The sequence below is a fragment of the Serratia sp. CY84636 genome, from assembly GCF_052166245.1.
Taxonomy (GTDB): domain Bacteria; phylum Pseudomonadota; class Gammaproteobacteria; order Enterobacterales; family Enterobacteriaceae; genus Serratia; species Serratia nevei.
In genome coordinates this window covers 198,030-219,232 of record NZ_JBJNOX010000002.1, presented here as the reverse complement: position 1 = coordinate 219,232, position 21,203 = coordinate 198,030, and the positions used below count along the sequence as shown (strand labels likewise).

General features: G+C 59.9%; 21 protein-coding genes. 5 read left to right on the top strand and 16 right to left on the bottom strand.

From position 1 onward, the window contains the following. Positions 1–11: 11 nt before the first annotated feature. Positions 12–761, top strand: coding sequence for an SDR family oxidoreductase (locus tag ACJ8QI_RS05475; protein WP_442532183.1), 750 nt, complete (start codon positions 12–14; stop codon positions 759–761). 42 nt (positions 762–803) lie between these two features. On the opposite strand, the gene ACJ8QI_RS05470 is transcribed toward ACJ8QI_RS05475, so the two are convergent. After that, positions 804–2,108 carry an Nramp family divalent metal transporter gene (locus tag ACJ8QI_RS05470; RefSeq protein WP_049271379.1) on the bottom strand — a complete coding sequence of 435 codons (1,305 nt, stop codon included), beginning with the start codon at positions 2,106–2,108 and terminating at the stop codon, positions 804–806. 230 nt (positions 2,109–2,338) lie between these two features. Here ACJ8QI_RS05470 and mntR point away from each other — a divergent pair, with 230 nt between their 5' ends. Both mntR and ACJ8QI_RS05460 read left to right on the top strand, forming a co-directional pair. Further along, the gene (gene mntR, locus ACJ8QI_RS05465; RefSeq protein ID WP_038875534.1) at positions 2,339–2,809 is read left to right on the top strand and encodes a manganese-binding transcriptional regulator MntR; all 471 of its coding nucleotides are present in this window, start codon (positions 2,339–2,341) and stop codon (positions 2,807–2,809) included. A gap of 14 nt (positions 2,810–2,823) precedes the next feature. Next, a complete protein-coding gene (locus tag ACJ8QI_RS05460) occupies positions 2,824–3,189 on the top strand; it encodes a DUF4180 domain-containing protein (protein ID WP_442532182.1) in 366 nt (121 codons plus the stop codon). A 56-nt stretch (positions 3,190–3,245) separates the two neighbouring features. Here ACJ8QI_RS05460 and ptsG read toward each other — a convergent pair whose 3' ends face one another. The 14 genes from ptsG to yceD all read right to left on the bottom strand — a co-directional run bounded on the left by ptsG (position 3,246) and on the right by yceD (position 15,556). Next, entirely contained in the window at positions 3,246–4,679 is a 1,434-nt protein-coding gene (gene ptsG / locus ACJ8QI_RS05455) for a PTS glucose transporter subunit IIBC (protein ID WP_019455831.1), read from the bottom strand. Between the two features lie 343 nt (positions 4,680–5,022). After that, positions 5,023–5,799, bottom strand: a complete 777-nt coding sequence (locus ACJ8QI_RS05450; protein ID WP_442532181.1) for a metal-dependent hydrolase — start codon at positions 5,797–5,799, stop codon at positions 5,023–5,025. Positions 5,800–5,818: 19 nt separating this feature from the next. Then, entirely contained in the window at positions 5,819–6,826 is a 1,008-nt protein-coding gene (holB, locus tag ACJ8QI_RS05445) for a DNA polymerase III subunit delta' (RefSeq protein ID WP_197809075.1), read from the bottom strand. Continuing rightward, positions 6,826–7,464: a dTMP kinase gene (tmk, locus tag ACJ8QI_RS05440; protein ID WP_442532180.1), complete on the bottom strand. Its 639-nt coding sequence runs from the start codon at positions 7,462–7,464 to the stop codon at positions 6,826–6,828. The genes holB and tmk overlap by 1 nt, the downstream gene beginning before the upstream one ends. Then, on the bottom strand, positions 7,454–8,479 hold the full coding sequence (gene mltG, locus ACJ8QI_RS05435) for an endolytic transglycosylase MltG (protein ID WP_442532179.1): 1,026 nt from the start codon (positions 8,477–8,479) through the stop codon (positions 7,454–7,456). Before mltG ends, tmk begins: the two co-directional genes overlap by 11 nt. 13 nt (positions 8,480–8,492) lie before the next feature. Then, positions 8,493–9,290, bottom strand: coding sequence for an aminodeoxychorismate lyase (pabC, locus tag ACJ8QI_RS05430; RefSeq protein WP_060419536.1), 798 nt, complete (start codon positions 9,288–9,290; stop codon positions 8,493–8,495). Positions 9,291–9,435: 145 nt separating this feature from the next. Continuing rightward, positions 9,436–10,677: a beta-ketoacyl-ACP synthase II gene (gene fabF, locus ACJ8QI_RS05425; RefSeq protein ID WP_049197999.1), complete on the bottom strand. Its 1,242-nt coding sequence runs from the start codon at positions 10,675–10,677 to the stop codon at positions 9,436–9,438. A gap of 82 nt (positions 10,678–10,759) precedes the next feature. Next, positions 10,760–10,996 (bottom strand): acyl carrier protein, encoded by a 237-nt coding sequence (gene acpP / locus ACJ8QI_RS05420; RefSeq protein WP_004719003.1) that lies wholly within the window; start codon positions 10,994–10,996, stop codon positions 10,760–10,762. A 154-nt stretch (positions 10,997–11,150) separates the two neighbouring features. Then, the gene (gene fabG, locus ACJ8QI_RS05415; RefSeq protein ID WP_016928193.1) at positions 11,151–11,885 is read right to left on the bottom strand and encodes a 3-oxoacyl-ACP reductase FabG; all 735 of its coding nucleotides are present in this window, start codon (positions 11,883–11,885) and stop codon (positions 11,151–11,153) included. Positions 11,886–11,896: 11 nt separating this feature from the next. Continuing rightward, a complete protein-coding gene (gene fabD / locus ACJ8QI_RS05410; RefSeq protein WP_015377451.1) occupies positions 11,897–12,826 on the bottom strand; it encodes an ACP S-malonyltransferase in 930 nt (309 codons plus the stop codon). An 18-nt stretch (positions 12,827–12,844) separates the two neighbouring features. Then, on the bottom strand, positions 12,845–13,798 hold the full coding sequence (locus ACJ8QI_RS05405) for a beta-ketoacyl-ACP synthase III (RefSeq protein WP_025302411.1): 954 nt from the start codon (positions 13,796–13,798) through the stop codon (positions 12,845–12,847). Between the two features lie 6 nt (positions 13,799–13,804). Beyond that, positions 13,805–14,839 carry a phosphate acyltransferase PlsX gene (gene plsX / locus ACJ8QI_RS05400; protein ID WP_071845251.1) on the bottom strand — a complete coding sequence of 345 codons (1,035 nt, stop codon included), beginning with the start codon at positions 14,837–14,839 and terminating at the stop codon, positions 13,805–13,807. An 11-nt stretch (positions 14,840–14,850) separates the two neighbouring features. Beyond that, positions 14,851–15,018, bottom strand: a complete 168-nt coding sequence (gene rpmF / locus ACJ8QI_RS05395) for a 50S ribosomal protein L32 (protein ID WP_004927778.1) — start codon at positions 15,016–15,018, stop codon at positions 14,851–14,853. 16 nt (positions 15,019–15,034) lie between these two features. Continuing rightward, positions 15,035–15,556, bottom strand: coding sequence for a 23S rRNA accumulation protein YceD (gene yceD / locus ACJ8QI_RS05390; RefSeq protein ID WP_004927780.1), 522 nt, complete (start codon positions 15,554–15,556; stop codon positions 15,035–15,037). Between the two features lie 141 nt (positions 15,557–15,697). Between yceD and ACJ8QI_RS05385 the strand changes: the two genes are divergently transcribed. After that, positions 15,698–16,279, top strand: a complete 582-nt coding sequence (locus ACJ8QI_RS05385) for a Maf family protein (protein WP_060419540.1) — start codon at positions 15,698–15,700, stop codon at positions 16,277–16,279. A gap of 6 nt (positions 16,280–16,285) precedes the next feature. Here the strand turns inward: ACJ8QI_RS05385 and rluC are convergent, their stop codons facing one another. Then, entirely contained in the window at positions 16,286–17,245 is a 960-nt protein-coding gene (gene rluC, locus ACJ8QI_RS05380) for a 23S rRNA pseudouridine(955/2504/2580) synthase RluC (protein WP_442532178.1), read from the bottom strand. Between the two features lie 552 nt (positions 17,246–17,797). Here rluC and rne point away from each other — a divergent pair. After that, positions 17,798–21,157: a ribonuclease E gene (gene rne, locus ACJ8QI_RS05375; protein WP_442532177.1), complete on the top strand. Its 3,360-nt coding sequence runs from the start codon at positions 17,798–17,800 to the stop codon at positions 21,155–21,157. Positions 21,158–21,203: the final 46 nt, after the last annotated feature.

The window sequence follows — 21,203 nt, the reverse complement described above, 5'->3', positions numbered from 1 at the left end:
AGGAATCGGTTATGTCACGACTGCAAGGCAAATACGCATTGATTACCGGCGGCACCAGCGGCATCGGGTTGGAAACCGCCCGCCAGTTCATCGCCGAGGGCGCGACGGTGGCGATCACCGGGCGCAGCCAAAGCGCCTTGGAAGCGGCGGGCCAGGCATTGGCGGGCAAGGCGCTGTTGCTGCTGAGCGACGCCGGCGACATCCCGCAGCAGCGCGCGCTGGCGCAGCAGTTGGATCAACGGTGGCCGCGGCTGGACGTGCTGTACGTTAACGCCGGCGACGTTACGCATCGCCCGCTGCCGGAGTGGGATGAGCAGAGCTACCAGCGGCTGATGGACATCAACCTGAAGGGGCCGTTCTTTCTGATCCAGGCGCTGCTGCCGCTGCTGGCCAACCCTTCCTCGGTGATCCTATGCGGTTCGGTCAGCGCCCATATCGGCCTGCCGCAGAGCAGCGCCTACGCCGCCAGCAAAGCCGGTTTGCTGTCGCTGGCCAGAACGCTGTCCGGTGAGCTGCACGCGCGCGGCATTCGCGTCAACGGCCTCAGCCCCGGCCCGACCGAAACCCCGGCGTTGGGTAAGCTGGGGTTGGCGGAAGCGGATGAGCAGGCATTGCGCGACGATATCCGCGCGCTGGTGCCGATCGGCCGCATGGGCAGCGCACTGGAGCTAGCCAAAGCGGCGGTGTTTCTGGCGGCGGACGAGTCGGCCTTTATGGTCGGCGCCGAGCTGCAGATGGACGGTGGCGTGGGGAATTTATAATTTAATTTAGCGACGCGGCCGCGCCCCGCGCGACCCATAAGATCACCCCAGCCCAGGGATCTCGACGCCGAAGGTCTGCAACAGCAGCACCACGTTGAGCAGCACGATCACCACCGTGCCGACCACCGCCGCCAGGCTGGTCCAGCGGCCGTTGGCGAACTCGCCCATGATGTCGCGGCGGCGGGTGAACATCACCAGCGCGATCATCGGGGCCGGCAGCGCCAGGCTCAGCACCACCTGGCTGTAGACCAGCGCGTCGGTGGCGTTGACGCCCATCGCCACCACGATAAACGCCGGCACCATGGTGACCAGGCGGCGCACCCACACCGGAATGCGGAAGCCAACGAAGCCCTGCATGATCATCTGCCCGGCCATGGTGCCCACCACCGAGCTGGAAATGCCGGAGGCGATCAGCGAAGCGAGGAAGATGCCGGCGGCCGCCGCACCGAACAGCGGCGTCAGCGTATGGTAGGCGGTGCCAATTTCGGCCACGTCGCTGTTACCGGCGTGGAAGGCGCTAGAGGCCATGATGACCATCGCGATATTCACCAACCCGGCGAGCGCCAGCGCGATCACCACCTCAATATTGGAGAAACGCAGCAGCTTGCGCCGTTCGCCGTTATCGCTGGCCGGGCTGCGGTGCTGGGTCAGCCCCGAATGCAGGAAAATGGCGTGCGGCATCACGGTGGCACCGATAATGCCGACGGCGATGGTCAACGCCTGCGCGTCCGGCAGCTGCGGCGTCACCATGCCGATCCCGGCCGCCTGCCAGTCCACCGGTACGATGAACATCTCGACCAGGTAACACAGCGCGATGATCCCCACCAGGCCGCCGATCATCAGCTCGACCGGGCGGAAACCTTTTTTTTCCACCATCAACAGCGCATAGGTGATCACCGCCGTCACCCCCATTCCCGCCAGCAGCGGCATATGGAACAGCAGCGCCAGCGCGATCGCCCCGCCGAGAAACTCCGCCAGATCGGTGGCCATCGCCGCCACTTCGCTGAGCAGCCACATGCCGATCACTACCGGCCGTGAAAACTGGTCGCGGCACATCTCCGCCAGATTGCGGTTGGTGACGATGCCCAGCTTGGCCGACAGCGCCTGGAACAGCATGGCGATCAGGTTGGCCATCACCACCACCCACAGCAGGCTGTAGCCGTATTTCGCCCCGGCCTGGATGTTGGTGGCGAAGTTGCCGGGATCCATATAGGCAATAGAGGCAATCACCGCCGGGCCGGCGAACAGCAACGGCGTAAAGGCGCCGCGCTTGCGTCCGGCAAGGGCGGCGCCAATCGCAATGTTGGTCCGTTCGGTTAACGATGGAGTGGTTGCCGCATCACGCATGAAGTACCCTCAATCTTTTACTGGTTATTTTTCCACCTATCATGTTGACAATGTAGCATCGGCTACACTTTATGCAACAGGCGAAATTCATTGGCTTTGTGTAGAGATATTTCTAACTACCACAATGCGTGGCATCGAATTGATAATGTGTGCTATTTGGACTAACTTAGGGCAACCCTCCCCGTATTGCCGGGAGATGCCATTTTTATGCTTACAGGACGCCCCACGCTATGGTTACCCGCGCGCCAGATAACGCCGACCGCCACGCCCAGACCGACATGCCGGACGAGGCCGAGCACGCCCTGCGTTTTAGCCGCGCCCGCGAAGCGCAGTCCAATGCGCTGATCGAAGATTACGTTGAGCTGATCGCCGATTTGCTGCAAAGCACCCGCGAAGCCAGAACCACCGACATTGCGCGCCGCTTCGGCGTGTCTCACCCGACGGCGATCAAAAATATCGCGCGGCTGAAAAGCGCCGGGCTGGTGGAATCGCGCCCTTATCGCGGGGTGTTTTTAACGGAAGAAGGCGAGCAGCTGGCACAGAAGGTGCGCCGCCGTCACCGCATCGTGGTCGATCTGCTGATGTGCGTCGGGGTGCCGAGCGAAACCGCCGAGCTGGACAGCGAAGGGATTGAACACCATATCTCGGACGAAACGCTGGCGGTGTTCGAGCATTACCTGCAAAAGCACGCCAAACCCTGACTCCCGGAGCGCCGATGCGCTACGCCGTGCGGCAAATCCATGATCTGCGCCTGGTGGTTTTCGCCGAAGCCGGGCCGCTGTTGAAAAACGAAAACGACGTCAGCCTGTTTATCGCGCCCGCCTTTGAACACGATGCCGGGATGATTGCCCTCCCCGTCAACCGCCTCGACGCCGCCTTCTTCCAACTCAGAAGCGGCATGGCCGGCGCCGTATTGCAGAAATTCATCAACTACCGCCTGCGCGTGGCGCTGCTGGGCGATATCACCCCCTGGCTGGCGCAAAGCAACGCGCTGCAAGATTTTGTGCGCGAAGCCAACCGCGGCGAACAGGTCTGGTTCCTCCCTTCTCTCGCCGAACTCGAACAGCGGCTTGGTGCCTGACGGCAGGCAACAAAAAAGGGAGGCTTTCGCCTCCCTTGGTAACTCCCCTGCCTGAATCAATGATTACGGATGTATTCGTCCATATCGGTTTTCAGGTTGTCAGACTTGGTGCCGAAGATGGCCTGCACGCCAGAGCCAGCGACGACTACGCCGGCTGCGCCCAGTTTCTTCAGGCCCGCCTGGTCAACTTTGGACACGTCGGCCACGCTGACGCGCAGACGGGTGATGCAAGCATCCAGGTTAGTGATGTTTTCTTTACCGCCGAAGGCCTGAACCAGCGCTGCGGACATTTCGGAACCGCCCTGCGCAGTCTGCTCGGCAGCGGTGTCTTCACGGCCCGGGGTTTTCAGATCCAGTTTGGCGATCAGCACGCGGAAGATGGTGTAGTACACCAGACCGTAGATGATGCCGACGATCGGGAACAGCCAGATTTTGCTGCTGTTGCCGCTCAGTACGATAAAGTCGATCAGGCCATGCGAGAAGCTGGTGCCGTCACGCATGCCCAACAGGATGCAGATTGGGAACGCCAGACCGGCCAGGATAGCGTGGATCACGTACAGGATCGGCGCGACGAACATGAAGGAGAACTCGATCGGCTCGGTGATACCGGTCAGGAACGAGGTCAGCGCGGCGGAGATCATGATGCCGCCGACTTTCGCGCGGTTTTCCGGCTTGGCCGAGTGCCAGATGGCAATCGCCGCAGCAGGCAGACCGTACATTTTGAACAGGAAGCCGCCGGACAGTTTGCCCGCGGTTGGGTCGCCCGCCATGTAGCGAGGGATGTCGCCGTGGAATACCTGGCCCGCCGCGTTGGTGAATTCACCAATTTGCATTTGGAACGGTACGTTCCAGATGTGGTGCAGACCGAACGGCACCAGAGCACGCTCAACCACGCCGTAAATGCCGAAGGCCACGACCGGGTTCTGATAAGCCGCCCACTGCGAGAAGGTCTGGATAGCCGTACCGATCGGCGGCCAGATGAAGGACAGCACTACGCCCAGAACGATCGCCGCCAGACCGGAAATGATCGGCACGAAACGCTTACCGGCAAAGAAGCCCAGGTATTCCGGCAGTTGAATGCGGAAGAAGCGGTTGAACATATAGGCCGCGATGGCGCCGGAGATAATCCCCCCGAGCACACCGGTATCCGCCAGGTGTTTGGCCGCAATCTCTTCAGCCGGCAGGTGCAGCACCAGCGGCGCAACCACCGCCATGGTTTTCACCATGATGCCGTAGGCCACCACCGCCGCCAGCGCGGAAACGCCGTCGTTGTTGGTGAAGCCCAGAGCGACGCCGATGGCGAAAATCAGCGGCATGTTGGCGAAGACCGAACCGCCCGCCTCCGCCATCACGTGGGAGACTACCGCAGGTAGCCAGCTAAAGTTGGCGGAGCCGACGCCCAGCAGGATACCTGCGATAGGCAACACGGACACCGGCAGCATGAGCGATTTACCTACTTTTTGCAGGTTTGCAAATGCGTTCTTGAACATAGTTGAGTGTGCTCCTGAGTAATAATGCTTTGCTACTTCTTGTCGCGATGATTCGCGCTGCAAGGGGGGGAGAAAAACCCCTGCAATTCAGGGTGTCTGAGCACCCCTTGAATTTATTACGCAGAGTAAAATAAATAGCCTGCGCAATGTTTGATGACAATCACGTTTCGATGATCGAGCCGCGGTAACTTTGCATAAACCGGCTATTTTTTGGCAAAACGGGCCAAAAAACACGCATCAATCACCCTGAAACGGGAGGGAACCTTACCCGTTTCAGTGATTAATTACGAGCTTAAAAAAAATTACGCAGACAATGACCTACAGCTATAGCCTAGGTCAAAGATCACAGATCAAGGTGAAATAAGCGTGAAAAGTTGGCGGTGGTCGCTTCGGCCAGTTGTTCCAGGCTGACGCCCTTCAATACCGCCATGTATTCAGCCACATCGCGCACATAGGCGGGTTGGTTTTCTTTGCCCCGATGCGGCACCGGCGCCAGATAAGGCGAGTCGGTTTCCACCAGAATGCGATCCAGCGGCACATAGCGGGCCACCTCACGCAGCTGTTCAGCGTTGCGGAAGGTCACGATGCCCGAGAAGGAGATGTAGAAGCCCAGATCCAGCAGCGCTTCGGCCGTGGCCAGATCTTCGGTGAAGCAGTGAAGTACGCCGCTGCAGTCCTGTGCGTTCTCTTCACGCAGGATCGCCAGCGTGTCCGCACGCGCATCACGGGTGTGGACGATCACCGGTTTGTTCAGATCCCGGCCGATGCGGATATGTTCGCGGAAAGAGTCCTGCTGCAGCTCGAGGTTGTCTTTCTGGTAGAAGTAATCGAGCCCGGTTTCCCCCAGCGCTACCACCTGTTCCGCCGCCGCCAGGCGGCGCAGCTCGGCGTAATCATACCCCTCTTCCAGATTGAGCGGATGCACCCCGCAGGAGAAGGCCACGTCGTTGCGCTTGCCGATCAGCTCGGTCATGGAACGGTAGCCCGGCAGCGTGGTGGCGACCGACAGCACATAGCCGACGTCGCGCGCTTTGGCCTTGGCCAGCGCATCGTCCACATTCTGGTGCAGCGTTTGATAATCCAGACTGTCAAGGTGGCAATGAGAATCGACTAACAACATAATGTTTAACTCTTTTACTTTACAGCGAATGAGGGTGGGAATAGCCGGCGGCGCCGAGCATCTGTTCCCAGCGAAGTAACTGTTCGGTCAGCAGCAGCTCGCGATTGACGCCCACCACGCTGAGCAGCTGATGGCGACAGTTCAGCCACTGCTGCACGTTCTGCTGCAGCGAGGCGCTGCTCAGCAGGCTGGCCAGCTGATGCACCAGCGGCTGCTGATCCTGATTCAATACATACTGATGCGCGCCCTGCTGCCACTTCATCGCGTCCACCAGCAGCGCGCACAGCCAGTGCAGGCGCTCGGCGACGTCTTCATGGTTCAACACCGGCAGCAGCGACAGCATATCGCGCTGCGGCAGCGCGGCGCTCAACGCGGCGCACAGGGCGCTGCGCTGTTGCCACTGCTGCGGCTGCAACAGCTGTTCGGCGGCCAGCGGCGCGCCATCGTGCAGGCGCAGCGCCGTGAGGCGGTCCGTCTGAGAGCCGGCCGCCTGTCGGCCCAGCCACTGCAGGCTGAGCTGCTCATCCGGGCTGGCCAAATGCCAATACAGGCAGCGGCTGCGCAGCGTCGCCATCAGCCGCGACGGCTCACGGCAACCCAGCAGAAAATAGGTTTTCTCCGGCGGCTCTTCCAGCGTTTTAAGCAGCGCGTTGGCCGCCGCCTCGGTCAGCTGTTCCGCCTGCGGCAGCCAAATCACTTTAGCGCCGCCCTGCTGCGCGTGGGCGTAAAGCGTTTCAATCACCTGGCGGATCGGCTCAATGCCCAGGCTGCTCTTGCCCTTTTCCGGCGCCAGCACGTGATAATCCGGGTGGTTGCCCGCCAGCATCAGCCGGCAGCTGTGGCACTCGCCGCAGCTTTTTTCACCGTTGCGCTGCTGGCAGATCAACCAGCGGCTCAGGCCGTAGGCCAGCGCGTCGTCACCGTTGCCCGCCGCCGCGTGCAGCAGCAGCGCATGATGGCCGCGGCCGTCGGCGTACTGCCCAACCAACTGGCGATAAGGGCCGTTCAGCCACGGGTACCAGTTCATTATGCGCCTTCCTGCTGCCGCAGCCAGTGGCCGACGCAGTCACGGATCGCCGCGGTCACCTGCTCCAGCGGCTGGGCGGCGTCGACGATGACGATGGTTTTATCCTGCGCCGCCAGCTCGAGATAGCGAGCGCGGGTGCGCTCGAAGAACGGCAGCGCTTCCTGTTCGATGCGATCCAACTGACCGCGCGCCTGTGCGCGTTGCAGGCCGACCAGCGGCGGCAGATCGAGATAGACCGTCAAGTCCGGGCGAAAATCCCCCAGCACGGTGTCGCGCAGCGAGCTCATCAGCTGCGGATCCACGCCGCGGCCGCCACCCTGGTAAGCCTGTGAAGAGAGATCGTGGCGATCGCCCACCACCCAGGCGCCGCGCGCCAGGGCCGGTTTAATCACGGTTTCCACCAGCTGCACACGCGCGGCGTACAGCATCAATACTTCGGCCTTGATGGTCGGCAATTCGCCGTCGATGCCGCGCTTGAACAGATCGCGCAGCTTCTCCGCCAGCGGCGTGCCGCCCGGCTCGCGGGTGAAGACGATGTCGCTGACGCCGTGTTCGCGCAGCACATTGACCACCGTATCGCGCGCGGTGGTTTTACCCGCGCCTTCCAGCCCTTCGATAACAACGAATTTACTTTTCATTCTTTTCCTTTAACGCCTGACGGTACACGCGCACCGCCTGGTTATGGCTCGCCAGATTGGTGGTGAAGGTATGCCCACCCTTGCCGTCGGCGACAAAATAGAGATAAGGCGTTTTGGCCGGATTGGCGGCCGCCTGCAGCGAGGCCTCCCCCGGCATGGCGATCGGCGTTGGCGGCAGGCCGGCGATCACATAGGTGTTGTACGGCGTCGGCGTCTCCAGATCCTTGCGCGTGATGTTGCCATTATAGCTTTCGCCCATTCCGTAGATCACCGTCGGATCGGTCTGCAGGCGCATGCCGATGCGCAAGCGGTTGACGAACACCGACGCGACCTTGCTGCGCTCTTCCGGCACCGCGGTCTCTTTCTCGACGATCGAGGCCATGGTCAGCAGATCTTCCGGCGTTTTATACGGCAGGCTGGTATCGCGGCCGGCCCAGGCGGCCTGCAGCGCTTTGTTCATGCGCACGTGTGCGCGTTTGAGCAGCGCGATGTCGCTCATGCCGGCGGTATACTGATAGGTATCCGGGTACAAATACCCTTCCGGCGTTTCTCCCGCAGGAATGCCGAGCGCTGCGGCAATCTCCGCTTCGCTCTTGCCCGCCAGGGTGTGTTTCAGGTATTTGGACTGCTGCAGCACCTGCTGCCAATCACGCAGGCGTGAGCCTTCGATAAAGCGTGCGGTGAACTGCGCCTCTTTGCCGCTGGCCAACAGTTTCAGCATCTGGCGCACCGTCATGCCCGGCGTGAACCGGTAGGTACCGGCTTTAAACTCCGCCAACTCCGGCTCCAGCTTCAGCAGCCACTGGAACCAGCGCCCGTTGTGCACCAGTTTATCGCGTACCAGTAGCCCTTCCAGCGCTACTCGGCCGGTGCCGGCCGGCAGTTTGAAGATGGTTTCTTGCTGGATAGCCAGCGGCGTATCGGCAAAGCGTTCGATCTTCTGGTAGCCCCAAAACAGCAGTGCCAATACCAGAACAACAATAACAGACAGGACCTTCAGCTTTCTTTTCTTCATCAATCAGCCATGGTTAACAGTGTGGACGCAAAAAATCATACAGCTGGCGCGAAGCATAACGCCATGATTGCGCAGCGTTTACCGGCAGCAGCGGCATCAGCGCATTGCTCACCAGCACTTCGTCGGCATCGGCCAGCGTCTCCAGCGGTTCACTGACGCACTGCAGACGGTATTCCGAGCCCGCCAGCAGCGCGATCACCCGCCGCCGCATCAGGCCCGCGACGCCGGCCTGGCTCAGATCCGGGGTAAATACCGCTTTTCCCTTACGCCAGAACAAATTAGCCGCACAGCATTCCACCAGCATACCGGCAGTGTCAAGCACCAGCGCCTCGTCGGCGGCCGTCTGGTCAAGATGCGCGCGGATCAGCACCTGCTCCAGGCGGTTCAAATGCTTCAACCCCGCCAGCAACGGATTGCGCGCCAGCGCCACCGGGCTGAGCGCAAGCGTGATGCCCTGCTCGCGCCACTGCAAATAGTGCGCAGGGTAGCTGCTGCGGGCGACGATACGCGTCGGGTTTTCGCACCCCGTCGGGCTGTAACCCCGCCCGCCGCTGCCGCGCGTCAGTATCGCTTTGACCACGCCGAGCGGAATTGATTCGGCCGCCAGCGCCATCTCCCGCTCGAAAGCCAGCCAATCGGTGGCAGGCAGCATCAGCCGCTGCGCCGCTTGCTGCAGCCGCTCCAGATGCCAGGGCAGCAGCTCGATGTTACCGTCGATAACCCGGGCGGTAGTAAAGCAGCCATCGCCGAACTGCAGGCCACGATCGCTCGGCGCCAGCGCATCGTGGCGTTGTCCGTTAATCCAGTACATGCTTCCTCCTGTTGCCGGGTTATCTCATTACGCTCGCAGGATAGCAGGCGGCGAGACGATACGCAGCCCCACCGGCGGCCAAACGGCGGGCGTAAAAAAGCCCGGTTAAAAAACCGGGCTTTTCGTCAGCTATCCGCAGCGCGAGTTACACTCGGCGGAAGATCAGCGAGCCGTTGGTGCCGCCGAAGCCGAAGGAGTTACACAGGGTGAACTCCATATCGCTGACCTGGCGCGCTTCATGAGGCACGAAGTCCAGATCGCAACCTTCATCCGGGTTATCCAGGTTGATGGTTGGCGGTACCGCCTGATCGCGCAGCGCCAGCACGGTGAAGATAGACTCGATCGCGCCTGCCGCACCCAACAGGTGGCCAGTCATCGATTTGGTCGAACTCACCAGCACGCGGTGGGCATCGGCGCCGAAGACGGATTTCACCGCCTGCGCTTCCGCCTGGTCACCCGCCGGCGTAGAGGTGCCGTGCGCATTGATGTAGCCGATTTGTGACGGGGTCACACCGGCGTCAAGCAGGGCATTTTCCATCGCCAGCGCAGCGCCTGCGCCGTTTTCCGGCGGCGACGTCATGTGATAAGCATCGCTGCTCATCCCAAAGCCCACCACTTCGGCGTAGATTTTCGCGCCGCGTTTTTTCGCGTGCTCGTACTCTTCCAGCACCATCATGCCGGCGCCGTCGCCCAGCACGAAGCCGTCGCGATCTTTATCCCACGGACGGCTCGCCGCCTGCGGGTTGTCATTACGGGTGGACAGGGCGCGCGCTGCGCCAAAGCCGCCGACGCCCAATGGGGTGCTGGCTTTCTCTGCCCCACCGGCCAGCATCACGTCAGCATCATTGTAAGCAATGATACGCGCCGCATGGCCGATGTTGTGCACACCTGAAGTACAGGCGGTGGCGATGGAAATGCTTGGGCCACGCATGCCGTACATGATTGTCAGGTGGCCTGCAATCATATTCACGATGGTGGATGGCACGAAGAACGGACTGATTTTCCGTGGGCCACCGTTAACCAGTGAACTGTGGTTTTCTTCGATCAAACCCAGGCCGCCGATGCCGGAACCGATCGCGGCTCCAATGCGGGTGGCGTTAGCCTCGGTGATGTCCAGACCTGCATCCTGCATGGCTTGCATGCCGGCAGCGATACCGTACTGGATAAAGGCGTCCATCTTGCGCGCATCTTTGCGAGAGATGAAATCCTCAGAATTAAAATTCTTTACCAGGCCAGCAAACTTGGTCGCATAGGCAGTGGTATCGAAATGGTCGATCAGGCTGATGCCACTCTGACCGGCAAGAAGAGCGTTCCACGTGGACTCTACCGTATTGCCGACAGGAGACAACATGCCCAGTCCGGTCACAACTACTCGACGCTTAGACACGTTTGTCCTCCAGGGAGGGAAAAATATGACACTAGGGATAGAAAAAACTTAGGCGGTCGAACGACCGCCTAGATATGTTCTCTTACTGCTGGCTAGCGTTGATGAAATCAATAGCTGCCTGAACAGTAGTGATCTTCTCAGCTTCTTCGTCTGGAATCTCGGTGTCGAATTCTTCTTCCAGTGCCATTACCAGCTCAACGGTGTCAAGAGAATCAGCGCCCAGATCTTCAACGAAAGAAGCGTTGTTCAAAACTTCTTCCTGTTTAACACCCAGTTGCTCAACAATGATTTTCTTAACGCGTTCTTCGATAGTGCTCATACTCTTAAATTTCCTATCAAAACTCGCTTTCGCGATGGTTTTCGTAGTGTATAAAATGCTGAAAAAGATGCAACTAAATCCCGGCTGGTCAAACCACGATTTTACGCTATTTTGCGGTTTTTGCCTCAAATAACGCAAATGGTTTTCACATTTTTTAAATCATGTACATGCCGCCATTGACATGTAACGTTTCACCGGTGATATAGCCGGCCTCATCAGAGGCCAAAAATGCAACAGCGCTGGCGATTTCTTTAGCATCGCCCAGCCGGTTGGCTGGAACTGATGACAAAATGCCTGCGCGTTGATCATCTGTCAACGCCCGTGTCATGTCCGTCTCAATAAAGCCAGGTGCCACGACGTTGACCGTAATGCCACGCGAAGCAACTTCACGTGCCAAAGATTTGCTAAAACCAATCAAACCGGCTTTAGCCGCCGCGTAGTTCGCCTGCCCTGCGTTCCCCATGGTGCCGACAACGGAACCGATGGTGATGATACGGCCAAACCGCTTTTTCATCATAGCGCGCATTACCGCTTTTGACAGGCGGAATACGGAAGTCAGGTTGGTGTCGAGGATATCCTCCCACTCGTCATCCTTCATACGCATCAGCAGGTTATCACGCGTGATGCCGGCATTATTCACTAAAATGTCGATTTCGCCAAATTCGGCGCGAATCGATGCCAGCACGCTGTCGATAGATTGCGCATCAACAACGTTCAACATAAACCCTTTACCGTTTGCGCCCAGGTAGCTGCTGATCGCTTCAGCGCCGCTCTCGCTGGTCGCGGTGCCGATCACTTTGGCGCCGCGTGCCACAAACGTTTCTGCAATAGCTCGGCCAATACCGCGGCTCGCGCCGGTGACCAGAACGATTTTACCTTCGAAGCTCATCATTTTCCTCTTTATTGTTCAAGCGCCGCCGACAGGCTGGCGGTGTCGTTCACCGCCGCAGCCGTCAGGGTGTCAACAATACGTTTAGTCAGGCCGGTCAGCACTTTGCCCGGCCCCACTTCCAGCAGCGACGTCACTCCCTGTGCTGCGATAAATTCTACGCTCTCGGTCCAACGTACCGGGCTGTACAGCTGACGCACCAGCGCGCTGCGGATCGCTTCCGGATCGTTTTCGGTGCGCACGTCGACGTTGTTCACCACCGGCACCTGCGGCGCGTTGAAGGTGATGTCCTGCAGCGCCACGGCCAGCTTGTCGGCGGCCGGCTTCATCAGCGCGCAGTGCGAAGGCACGCTCACCGGCAGCGGCAGCGCACGTTTGGCGCCGGCGGCTTTGCAGGCGGCGCCTGCGCGCTCAACCGCTTCTTTGTTGCCGGCGATGACCACCTGGCCCGGCGAGTTGAAGTTGACCGGAGAAACCACCTGCCCTTGCGCAGACTCTTCACACGCTTTGGCGATCGCGTCGTTGTCCAGACCGATGATGGCGTACATCGCGCCGGTGCCTTCCGGCACAGCTTCCTGCATCAGCTTGCCGCGCAGCTCGACCAGACGGATCGCCGCCTTGAAGTCCAGCACACCAGCGCAGACCAGCGCCGAGTATTCGCCCAGGCTGTGACCCGCCATCAGCGCAGGCGCTTTACCGCCCTGCTGCTGCCAAACGCGGAAAATCGCCACCGAGGCGGCCAGCAGAGCCGGTTGGGTCTGCCAGGTTTTGTTCAGCTCTTCCGCCGGGCCTTGCTGCACCAGCTGCCACAGGTCGTAACCCAGGGCGGAAGAGGCCTCGCCGAAGGTTTCTTCGACGATCGGGAACTGTGCGGCCAATTCGGCCAGCATGCCAACGGTCTGTGACCCCTGGCCCGGGAAAACAAAAGCAAATTGCGTCATTTTTTCTTCCTGTCCAAATCAGAAACGAACCAGCGCCGAGCCCCAGGTAAAGCCGCCGCCGAAGGCCTCCAGCAGCACCAGTTGGCCACGCTGAATTCGCCCGTCGCGCACGGCTTCGTCCAGTGCGGAAGGCACCGAGGCGGCAGAGGTGTTGCCGTGACGATCGAGCGTCACCACCACTTTGTCCATTCCCATGCCCAGTTTTTTCGCCGTTGCGCTGATGATGCGCAGGTTGGCCTGGTGCGGTACCAGCCAATCCAGCTCGCTGCGGTCCATGTTGTTGGCCTGCAACGTCTCATCGACGATGCGCGCCAGCTCGGTAACCGCAACCTTGAAGACTTCGTTGCCCGCCATGGTGACATAGGCCGGCTTGTCTTGATTCTGACGATCTTTGTACGGCAGCGTCAGCAGGTTGCCGTAGCTGCCGTCGGCATGCAGATGGGTAGACAGAATGCCCGGCGCTTCAGAAGCCCCCAGCACCACCGCCCCTGCGCCATCGCCAAACAGAATGATGGTGCCGCGATCTTCAGGATCCAGCGTGCGCGACAAGACGTCCGCGCCGATAACCAGCGCATGTTTGACCGCGCCGTTTTTCACATACTGATCGGCCACGCTGAGCGCGTAAGTGAAGCCGGCGCAGGCCGCAGCCAGATCGAACGCCGCGCAGTCTTTGATGCCCAGCATTTGCTGCACCAGGCACGCCGCGCTCGGGAACGCGTGAGTGGTCGTGGTGGTCGCCACGACGATCAGCCCAATGTCTTCTTTAGCCACACCTGCCATTTCCAGCGCTTTCTCAGCGGCCTGGAAGCTCATCGTCGCAACGGTTTCATCCGCAGCGGCGATGCGACGTTCGCGGATACCGGTACGCGTGACGATCCACTCGTCAGAGGTATCCACCATTTTTTCCAAATCAGCATTGGTGCGCACTTGTACGGGCAAATAACTCCCCGTACCGAGAATCTTTGTATACATGTACGATCAGTCACTCTTAGGTAATACAGCCTCAAGGCGCGCAGCAATCCTTTCCGGGACTTGCCGCTGCACCGCCTGCACAGCCTGTTCGATTGCGACTGCAAACGCGTGAGGGTTCGCAGCGCCGTGGCTCTTGACTACGGTGCTGCGCAATCCTAACAGACATGCGCCATTATACTGGTCGGGGTTCAGGTGGCCGAACCGCTTAACCACCCGTTTTTGCAACCAACGGCCCAACAATTTCAGCCACCACGCTTGCTTGTTTCCGTCGCCGGACGATTTCAGCAGCGATAAGAACACCCTGACCACCCCTTCCATGGTTTTCAGGGTGACGTTGCCCACGAAGCCATCGCAAACCAACACGTCGGTCTTGCCGGTGAGCAGTTCGTTTCCTTCCAGGTAACCAATATAGTTGATTGCCGGAGTATTTTTTAGCACAGCGGCCGCTTCGCGGATATTATCCAGGCCTTTGGTCTCTTCTTCGCCAATATTCAGCAGCGCCACCCGCGGTTGCGCAATGCCAATCACCTCTTCCGCCATCACCGCACCCATCACGGCAAACTGCACCAGCATGGTACTGTCGCACTCAACGTTGGCGCCCAGATCCAGCACCACGGTTTTACTGCGTTGCTGATTCGGGATCGCCGTCATCAGCGCCGGGCGTTCGATGCCCTCCAGCGGCTTGACCAACAGCTTCGCCAATCCCATCAGCGCGCCGGTATTGCCGGCGCTGACGCAGCCCTGCGCGTTTCCGCTGCTGAGCTGCTCGAGCGCAATGCGCATCGACGTGCCGCGGCTGGCGCGTATCGCTTGTGAAGGTTTGGCGTCGCCGGCAATCACGGACTCGGCGGGCACGACTTGCAGACGCTCCAGAAGAACCGGATCGGCATGGGCAAGCAAAGGGGAGATGACGTCGGGATTGCCGACCAGCAGGAGATGAAGCTGTAAATTAGAGGCCAGTGCCTGCAACGAAGCAGGCACTGTGACGCAGGGACCGAAGTCCCCGCCCATTGCATCTAACGCCAGGGTTAGACGAGTCAAGGTATCGCTACTTAGCCGATAACCTTGCGACCGCGGTAGAAACCGTCGGCAGTGATGTGGTGACGACGGTGAGTTTCACCGGATACTTTGTCTACAGACAGAGTAGTCGTGGTCAGAGCATCGTGAGAACGACGCATGCCACGCTTGGAACGGGTTGGTTTATTCTGTTGTACGGCCATGGACCTTACTCCTCAATTACTTACGCTTTAAACTGGCTAATACGGCAAACGGATTCGGTTTCTCCGCCTCGGGAGGCAGTTGGCCGAATACCATGTCCGCTTCGGACACTTCACAGTGTTCAGATTCATGTACCGGAACGACAGGCAGTGAAAGAATAATTTCGTCTTCAATCATTGCCAACAGATCGACTTCGCCAAACTCGTCAACTTCGATCGGTTCGTACGCTTCCGGTAATGCCTCAGCCTGCTCATCATTGACGACCGGGCTAAAACAATATGTTGTGTGAACCTGATGTTCGAACGGGACTCCACAGCGTTGGCACATCAACGTTACCGTGACGTCCGCATGCCCTGTTATCACCGCGAGGCGCTGATTGTCGATATTGAACGACAACGACACCTCGACATCACTGTCCACACTGACCACGGAGTCGGCAACACGAGTAACCTGCTCAGGCGCATAGACACCAGCATAGTCCAGGCGTTTCTGAGCGGTACGTACCGCATCAATGGTCAAGGGTAATTTTACCTTTTGCATAGGGCGCGCATATTAACTTTGTAACGACATAGAGTCAAAGAAAAAGGCCGTAAAACGGCTCCTTTCACCAATATTCGCTTCCACAGCGGCCGACAGTTTAAAATGCCGTACCCATTTACGCTACGGTTTGCGAAAAAAATTATGCAGAGATTGCTTTTAGCCTCCACCTCCCCCTATCGAAAAATGCTGCTGGAGAAGCTGCAGCTGCCCTTCGACTGCGCCGCACCCGAGGTGGATGAAACCCCACTGCCGGGTGAAAGCGCCGAAGCGCTGGTGCTGCGCCTGGCGGCGGCGAAGGCTCAGGCGCTGGCCCTCGCCTATCCCGAGCATCTGATCATCGGCTCCGATCAGGTCTGCGTGATCGATGGCAACATCACCGGCAAGCCCCATACCGAGGAGAACGCCCGGGCGCAGCTGCGCCAGGCCAGCGGCCAGGCCGTGACTTTTTATACCGGCCTGGCGCTGTACAACGGCCGTAGCAAGCAGCTGCAGGCCCTGTGCGAGCCGTTCCACGTGCATTTTCGCGCGCTGAGCGAAACGGAGATCGCTGCCTATGTTCGCCTGGAGCAACCGCTGAACTGCGCAGGCAGTTTTAAGAGTGAAGGATTGGGGATCGCACTGTTCGACAGGCTGGAAGGCCGGGACCCGAACGCCCTGATCGGCCTGCCGTTGATCGCGCTGTTGGAGATGTTGCGGGCTGAGGGCATCAACCCGCTGGTCTGACGCGGATTACTTGGCCGCCTGCCGGCGCAGCACCTGCAGGCAGTGGCGCAGCTCTTCGTCCATCGGCGCTTCGATGCGCATCGTTTCGCCGGTGGAGGGATGCTCAAAGCGCAGCGCCGCAGCGTGCAGGAACAGCCGCTTCAGGCCGGTACCCGCCAGCTGGCGATCGAACTCGCGGTCGCCATAGCGATCGTCAAAGGCGATCGGGTGCCCGGCATGCAGCGTGTGCACGCGGATCTGGTGGGTGCGCCCGGTGATCGGGCTGGCCTTCACCAGGGTGGCGAATTCGTAACGCTCTTCCACCTTGAAGCGGGTTTCCGAAGGCTTGCCTTCGCTGCTGACGCGCACGATGCGCTCACCGCTTTGCAGAATGTTTTTCAGCAGCGGCGCCTGTACGGCCTTGCAGTGGGATTGCCACTGGCCGCGCACCAGCGCCAGATAATCCTTCTGCATCCCCTTCAGCCGCAGCTGTTCGTGCAACGAGCGCAGCGCGGAGCGCTTCTTGGCCACCAGCAGCACGCCGGAGGTGTCGCGATCCAGACGGTGCACCAGCTCGAGGAAACGGGCTTCCGGGCGCAGCGCGCGCAGCCCTTCGATTACGCCGAAGCTCAGGCCGCTGCCGCCGTGCACCGCGGTGCCGGAGGGCTTGTTGAGGATCAGCAGGTGGTCGTCTTCATAAAGGATGCAGTCTGCCAGTGCGGCAACCTTATCCAGCTTGGCCGACACCGGCGTCTCTTCGCGCTCGGCCACCCATACCGGCGGCACGCGCACCACGTCGCCGGCCGCCAATTTGTATTCGACCTTGATGCGTCCTTTATTGACCCGCACCTCGCCCTTACGCACGATGCGATAAATCATGCTCTTCGGCACGCCTTTCAGGCGAGCGAGCAGAAAGTTGTCGATTCTCTGACCAGCTTCGTCGTCGGAAATCGTGATGAATTGTACTGCTGGATTGTTCGTTTTCATGGTGCGGGATTCTAAATAGAGCGCGTGAATAGCGCCACATCTTTTTCTGTGCTTAACTGTCTCTCTGACGGCGGGCGAAACCCCAGCGGACAATAAGGCAGCAAGCCGATTTGAACGTTTGCGATTTCTTCCGCAGTTAAGGAAAAGTCACCTTGCTATAACGGCATCAGCAGTGGAATAATGCAGTCACTTTCCGCGTTGATTCTCGTTAAACAGGGAAAACGGTGGAATTATAAAATTTGTCTGATCGCGCAAAAACGCAGCAATGGCGTAAGACGTAATGCGAAATCAAACAATTAGCGGGCTGCGGGTTGCAGCTTGGCCGGCAAATGGAATCAGATCTGTCGACGTAAATCAGAGGCTATTCCCCTAGTAAAAGTGCTGCCTTTCACAAAGAAAAGCAGGCTTACCGAGATAATGCGCCCCTATGCAGGCGACAACCGTGAGGTTGACGGCTTTGCGAGAAGACACGGGGCTTTCGGTTTAACTCCGGCCATGAGGTTATTTTGCCCGCAGCTTTGTCGATAATGTAAAAATAACGAGTAAGTTAAGATGAAAAGAATGTTGATTAACGCAACTCAGCAGGAAGAGTTGCGTGTTGCCCTCGTAGATGGACAGCGGCTGTATGATTTGGATATCGAAAGTCCGGGTCATGAGCAGAAAAAAGCGAATATTTACAAAGGCAAAATCACCCGCATTGAACCAAGTCTTGAAGCAGCGTTCGTGGACTACGGCGCAGAACGACATGGTTTCCTCCCCCTTAAAGAAATCGCCCGCGAATACTTCCCTAGCAATTACTCTTCCCATGGCCGCCCGAACATCAAAGATGTGCTGCGCGAAGGCCAGGAAGTCATCGTTCAGGTAGACAAAGAAGAACGTGGCAACAAAGGCGCCGCCTTGACCACCTTCATCAGCTTGGCGGGCAGCTATCTGGTGCTGATGCCGAACAACCCGCGTGCCGGTGGTATTTCCCGCCGCATCGAGGGCGACGATCGCACCGAGCTGAAAGAAGCGCTCTCCTCGTTGCAACTGCCGGACGGCATGGGCCTGATCGTTCGCACCGCGGGCGTAGGCAAATCCGCCGACGCGCTGCAGTGGGATCTCTCCTTCCGTCTGAAGCACTGGGAAGCGATTAAAAAAGCCGCCGAAGGCCGCCCTGCGCCGTTCCTGATCCACCAGGAAAGCAACGTTATCGTGCGCGCCTTCCGCGATTACCTGCGCCCGGACATCGGCGAAATCCTGATCGACAACCCGAAAATTCTCGATCTGGCCAAAGAGCACATCGCTGCGCTGGGCCGCCCGGATTTCAGCAGCAAAATTAAACTGTACAGCGGTGAAATCCCTCTGTTCAGCCACTACCAGATCGAATCGCAGATCGAATCCGCCTTCCAGCGTGAAGTGCGCCTGCCGTCCGGCGGCTCGATCGTCATCGACAGCACCGAAGCGCTGACCGCCATCGACATCAACTCCGCCCGCGCAACCCGCGGCGGCGACATCGAAGAGACGGCGTTCAACACCAACCTGGAAGCGGCGGACGAGATCGCTCGCCAGCTGCGCCTGCGTGACCTTGGCGGCCTGATCGTCATCGACTTCATCGACATGACGCCGGTTCGCCACCAGCGCGAAGTGGAAAACCGCCTGCGCGACGCCGTGCGCCAGGACCGTGCGCGCATCCAGATCGGCCGCATTTCCCGTTTCGGCCTGCTGGAAATGTCCCGTCAGCGCCTCAGCCCGTCGCTGGGCGAGTCCAGCCACCACGTGTGCCCACGCTGTAACGGCACCGGCACCATCCGCGACAACGAATCGCTGGCGCTGTCCATCCTGCGTCTGATCGAAGAAGAAGCGCTGAAGGAAAACACCAAAGAAGTTCACGCTATCGTGCCGGTTCAGGTCGCTTCGTACCTGCTGAACGAAAAGCGCGAATCCGTCAGCGCGATCGAAAAACGCCAGGGCGGCGTGAAAGCCGTCATCGTGCCGAACGATCAGATGCAAACCCCGCACTACTCGGTGCTGCGCGTGCGTAAAGGTGAGGAAACCTCTACCCTGAGCTACCTGCTGCCGAAGCTGCATGAAGAAGACATGGAGCGCCCGCTGGAAGATGCGCCGATGGAACGCAAGCGTCCGGAGCAACCGGCCCTGGCTTCCTTCTCCCTGTCCGCCGATGCGCCGCCGCCGGCTGAAGAAGCTGTCGCCGTGGCCAAGCCTGCCGCTGCCGCCGCCAAGGCTCAAGCCGCAGCGCCGGTCGCCACCAAGCCGGGCTTCCTGGGCCGCCTGTTCGGGGGGCTGAAGAGCCTGTTCGCCGGTGAAGAACAACCTGCCGTCGAAGAAGCCAAACCGGCCGAAACGCCGAAGGCGGAAGGCAACGGTGAAAACCGTCGTCAGGATCGTCGCGGTCAGCGCCGTCAAGGCACCGGCCGTAAAGAGCGCGGTGAGCGTGGCGATCGTCCGGAACGCGGCGAGCGTAAAGAGCGCGGTGAAGGCCGTGACAATCGCGAGCGCGACAACCGTGAACCGCGTGAGAACCGTGAAGGCCGTGAATCGCGTGAATCCCGCGATGAACAGCGCCGTAACCGCCGCAACCAGCAGCAGAACGCACCGGTCGCTGAGGAAGCCGCCTCGGAAGAAAGCGCTAAAGCGCCGCGCGAAGATCAGCAGCAGCGTCGTGAGCAACGTGCTGAACGCCAGCGTCGTCGTCAGGAAGAGAAGCGCCAGGCTCAGCAGGAAGTGAAAGCGCTGGAAAGCGTTGAAGCGGTCGAGAGCACCGACGAAGAGCAGGAAGAACGCCAGCAGCAGAACATGCAGCGCCGTCAGCGCCGCCCTCTGTCGCAGAAAGTGCGCATCCTGTCTGCGGAAGAAGAACTGCAGCGTGCAGCGGAAGAGCTGTTGGCGCCGAAAGCGCCGGTCGCGAAAGCCGCCGACGCACAGCCGACCGCCAACGACAGCGTCAAGCTGCTGCCGGAAACCGTTGCCGCTCAGCCGGAAGACGATGCCCAGGGCGAAAACCGCGGCAACGGCGAAGGCATGCCGCGTCGCTCCCGTCGTTCACCGCGTCACCTGCGCGTCAGCGGCCAGCGCCGCCGCCGTTACCGCGATGAGCGTTACCCGCTGCAATCCCCAATGCCGCTGGCGGGCGCGTTCGCTTCGCCGGAAATGGCGTCGGGCAAAGTCTGGGTAAGCTACCCGGTTGCTCAGGTTGAAGAAACCGAAGTGCAGGCCGAAGCCGTAGAACAGGCAGCGGCACCGGTTGTCGCCGCAGCGGTTGAACAACACAGCGTTGCCGTGGAAGAAACTCAGGCTGCGGCCAGCGTCAACGAGCCGGCACCAGAAGCCGCCGTTGAAACTGCAGCCGTCACCGTAACGGAAGAAGCTGCAGCCGTGGCACCGGTCGTTGCCACCCCGGCCGAGGAAACCCCGGCGCCGGTGGAAGCCGCACCGGCACCTGCCGCAGTTGAAGAACCGAAAACGGAAGAGACTGCCCCGGCAGTGGAAGCCGAGCCGGTAGCTGAAGCCGTAACTGCAGAACCTGTGGTTGAAGAGAAGCCTGTGGTCGAAACTGCACCGGTAGAAGCCACGCCAGCGGAAGAAACGCTAGTGGCAGAAGCCGCACCTGCGCCAGCCGCCGTAGAAGCCGCTCCGGTCGAAAAAGTCCCAGCGCCAATCGCCGCGGAACCTGCGCCTGTGGTTGCTCAGCAGCCGGCACCGGTGAAAGCCGTGCAGGACGTGCTGTACAAACACATCGCCACTGCGCCGATGACCAAAGCGCCTGCGCCGGCCTACGTGCCGGAAGAACGCAAGCACAGCGACTGGCAACGCCCTTCCTTCAACTTTGAAGGCAAAGGCTCGGCAGGCGGCCATTCGGCGGTGAGCCAGGCGACCGCGCCGGCCACCAAGCCACAGCCGGTTAACGAATGAGTTAATCTGCAACCCTAAAAAAACCCGCCATCGGCGGGTTTTTTCT

What these genes read in the sequence shown, in the direction of transcription:
- yceD (WP_004927780.1), bottom strand. Translation starts at nt 15,556, where the DNA reads ATGCAAAAGGTAAAATTACCCTTGACCATTGATGCGGTACGTACCGCT.
- mltG (WP_442532179.1), bottom strand. Translation starts at nt 8,479, where the DNA reads ATGAAGAAAAGAAAGCTGAAGGTCCTGTCTGTTATTGTTGTTCTGGTA.
- holB (WP_197809075.1), bottom strand. Translation starts at nt 6,826, where the DNA reads ATGAACTGGTACCCGTGGCTGAACGGCCCTTATCGCCAGTTGGTTGGG.
- ACJ8QI_RS05470 (WP_049271379.1), bottom strand. Translation starts at nt 2,108, where the DNA reads ATGCGTGATGCGGCAACCACTCCATCGTTAACCGAACGGACCAACATT.
- tmk (WP_442532180.1), bottom strand. Translation starts at nt 7,464, where the DNA reads ATGAAAAGTAAATTCGTTGTTATCGAAGGGCTGGAAGGCGCGGGTAAA.
- acpP (WP_004719003.1), bottom strand. Translation starts at nt 10,996, where the DNA reads ATGAGCACTATCGAAGAACGCGTTAAGAAAATCATTGTTGAGCAACTG.
- rluC (WP_442532178.1), bottom strand. Translation starts at nt 17,245, where the DNA reads ATGAAAACGAACAATCCAGCAGTACAATTCATCACGATTTCCGACGAC.
- ptsG (WP_019455831.1), bottom strand. Translation starts at nt 4,679, where the DNA reads ATGTTCAAGAACGCATTTGCAAACCTGCAAAAAGTAGGTAAATCGCTC.
- rpmF (WP_004927778.1), bottom strand. Translation starts at nt 15,018, where the DNA reads ATGGCCGTACAACAGAATAAACCAACCCGTTCCAAGCGTGGCATGCGT.
- ACJ8QI_RS05475 (WP_442532183.1), top strand. Translation starts at nt 12, where the DNA reads ATGTCACGACTGCAAGGCAAATACGCATTGATTACCGGCGGCACCAGC.
- fabD (WP_015377451.1), bottom strand. Translation starts at nt 12,826, where the DNA reads ATGACGCAATTTGCTTTTGTTTTCCCGGGCCAGGGGTCACAGACCGTT.
- rne (WP_442532177.1), top strand. Translation starts at nt 17,798, where the DNA reads ATGAAAAGAATGTTGATTAACGCAACTCAGCAGGAAGAGTTGCGTGTT.
- ACJ8QI_RS05450 (WP_442532181.1), bottom strand. Translation starts at nt 5,799, where the DNA reads ATGTTGTTAGTCGATTCTCATTGCCACCTTGACAGTCTGGATTATCAA.
- ACJ8QI_RS05385 (WP_060419540.1), top strand. Translation starts at nt 15,698, where the DNA reads ATGCAGAGATTGCTTTTAGCCTCCACCTCCCCCTATCGAAAAATGCTG.
- ACJ8QI_RS05405 (WP_025302411.1), bottom strand. Translation starts at nt 13,798, where the DNA reads ATGTATACAAAGATTCTCGGTACGGGGAGTTATTTGCCCGTACAAGTG.
- ACJ8QI_RS05460 (WP_442532182.1), top strand. Translation starts at nt 2,824, where the DNA reads ATGCGCTACGCCGTGCGGCAAATCCATGATCTGCGCCTGGTGGTTTTC.
- fabG (WP_016928193.1), bottom strand. Translation starts at nt 11,885, where the DNA reads ATGAGCTTCGAAGGTAAAATCGTTCTGGTCACCGGCGCGAGCCGCGGT.
- pabC (WP_060419536.1), bottom strand. Translation starts at nt 9,290, where the DNA reads ATGTACTGGATTAACGGACAACGCCACGATGCGCTGGCGCCGAGCGAT.
- mntR (WP_038875534.1), top strand. Translation starts at nt 2,339, where the DNA reads ATGGTTACCCGCGCGCCAGATAACGCCGACCGCCACGCCCAGACCGAC.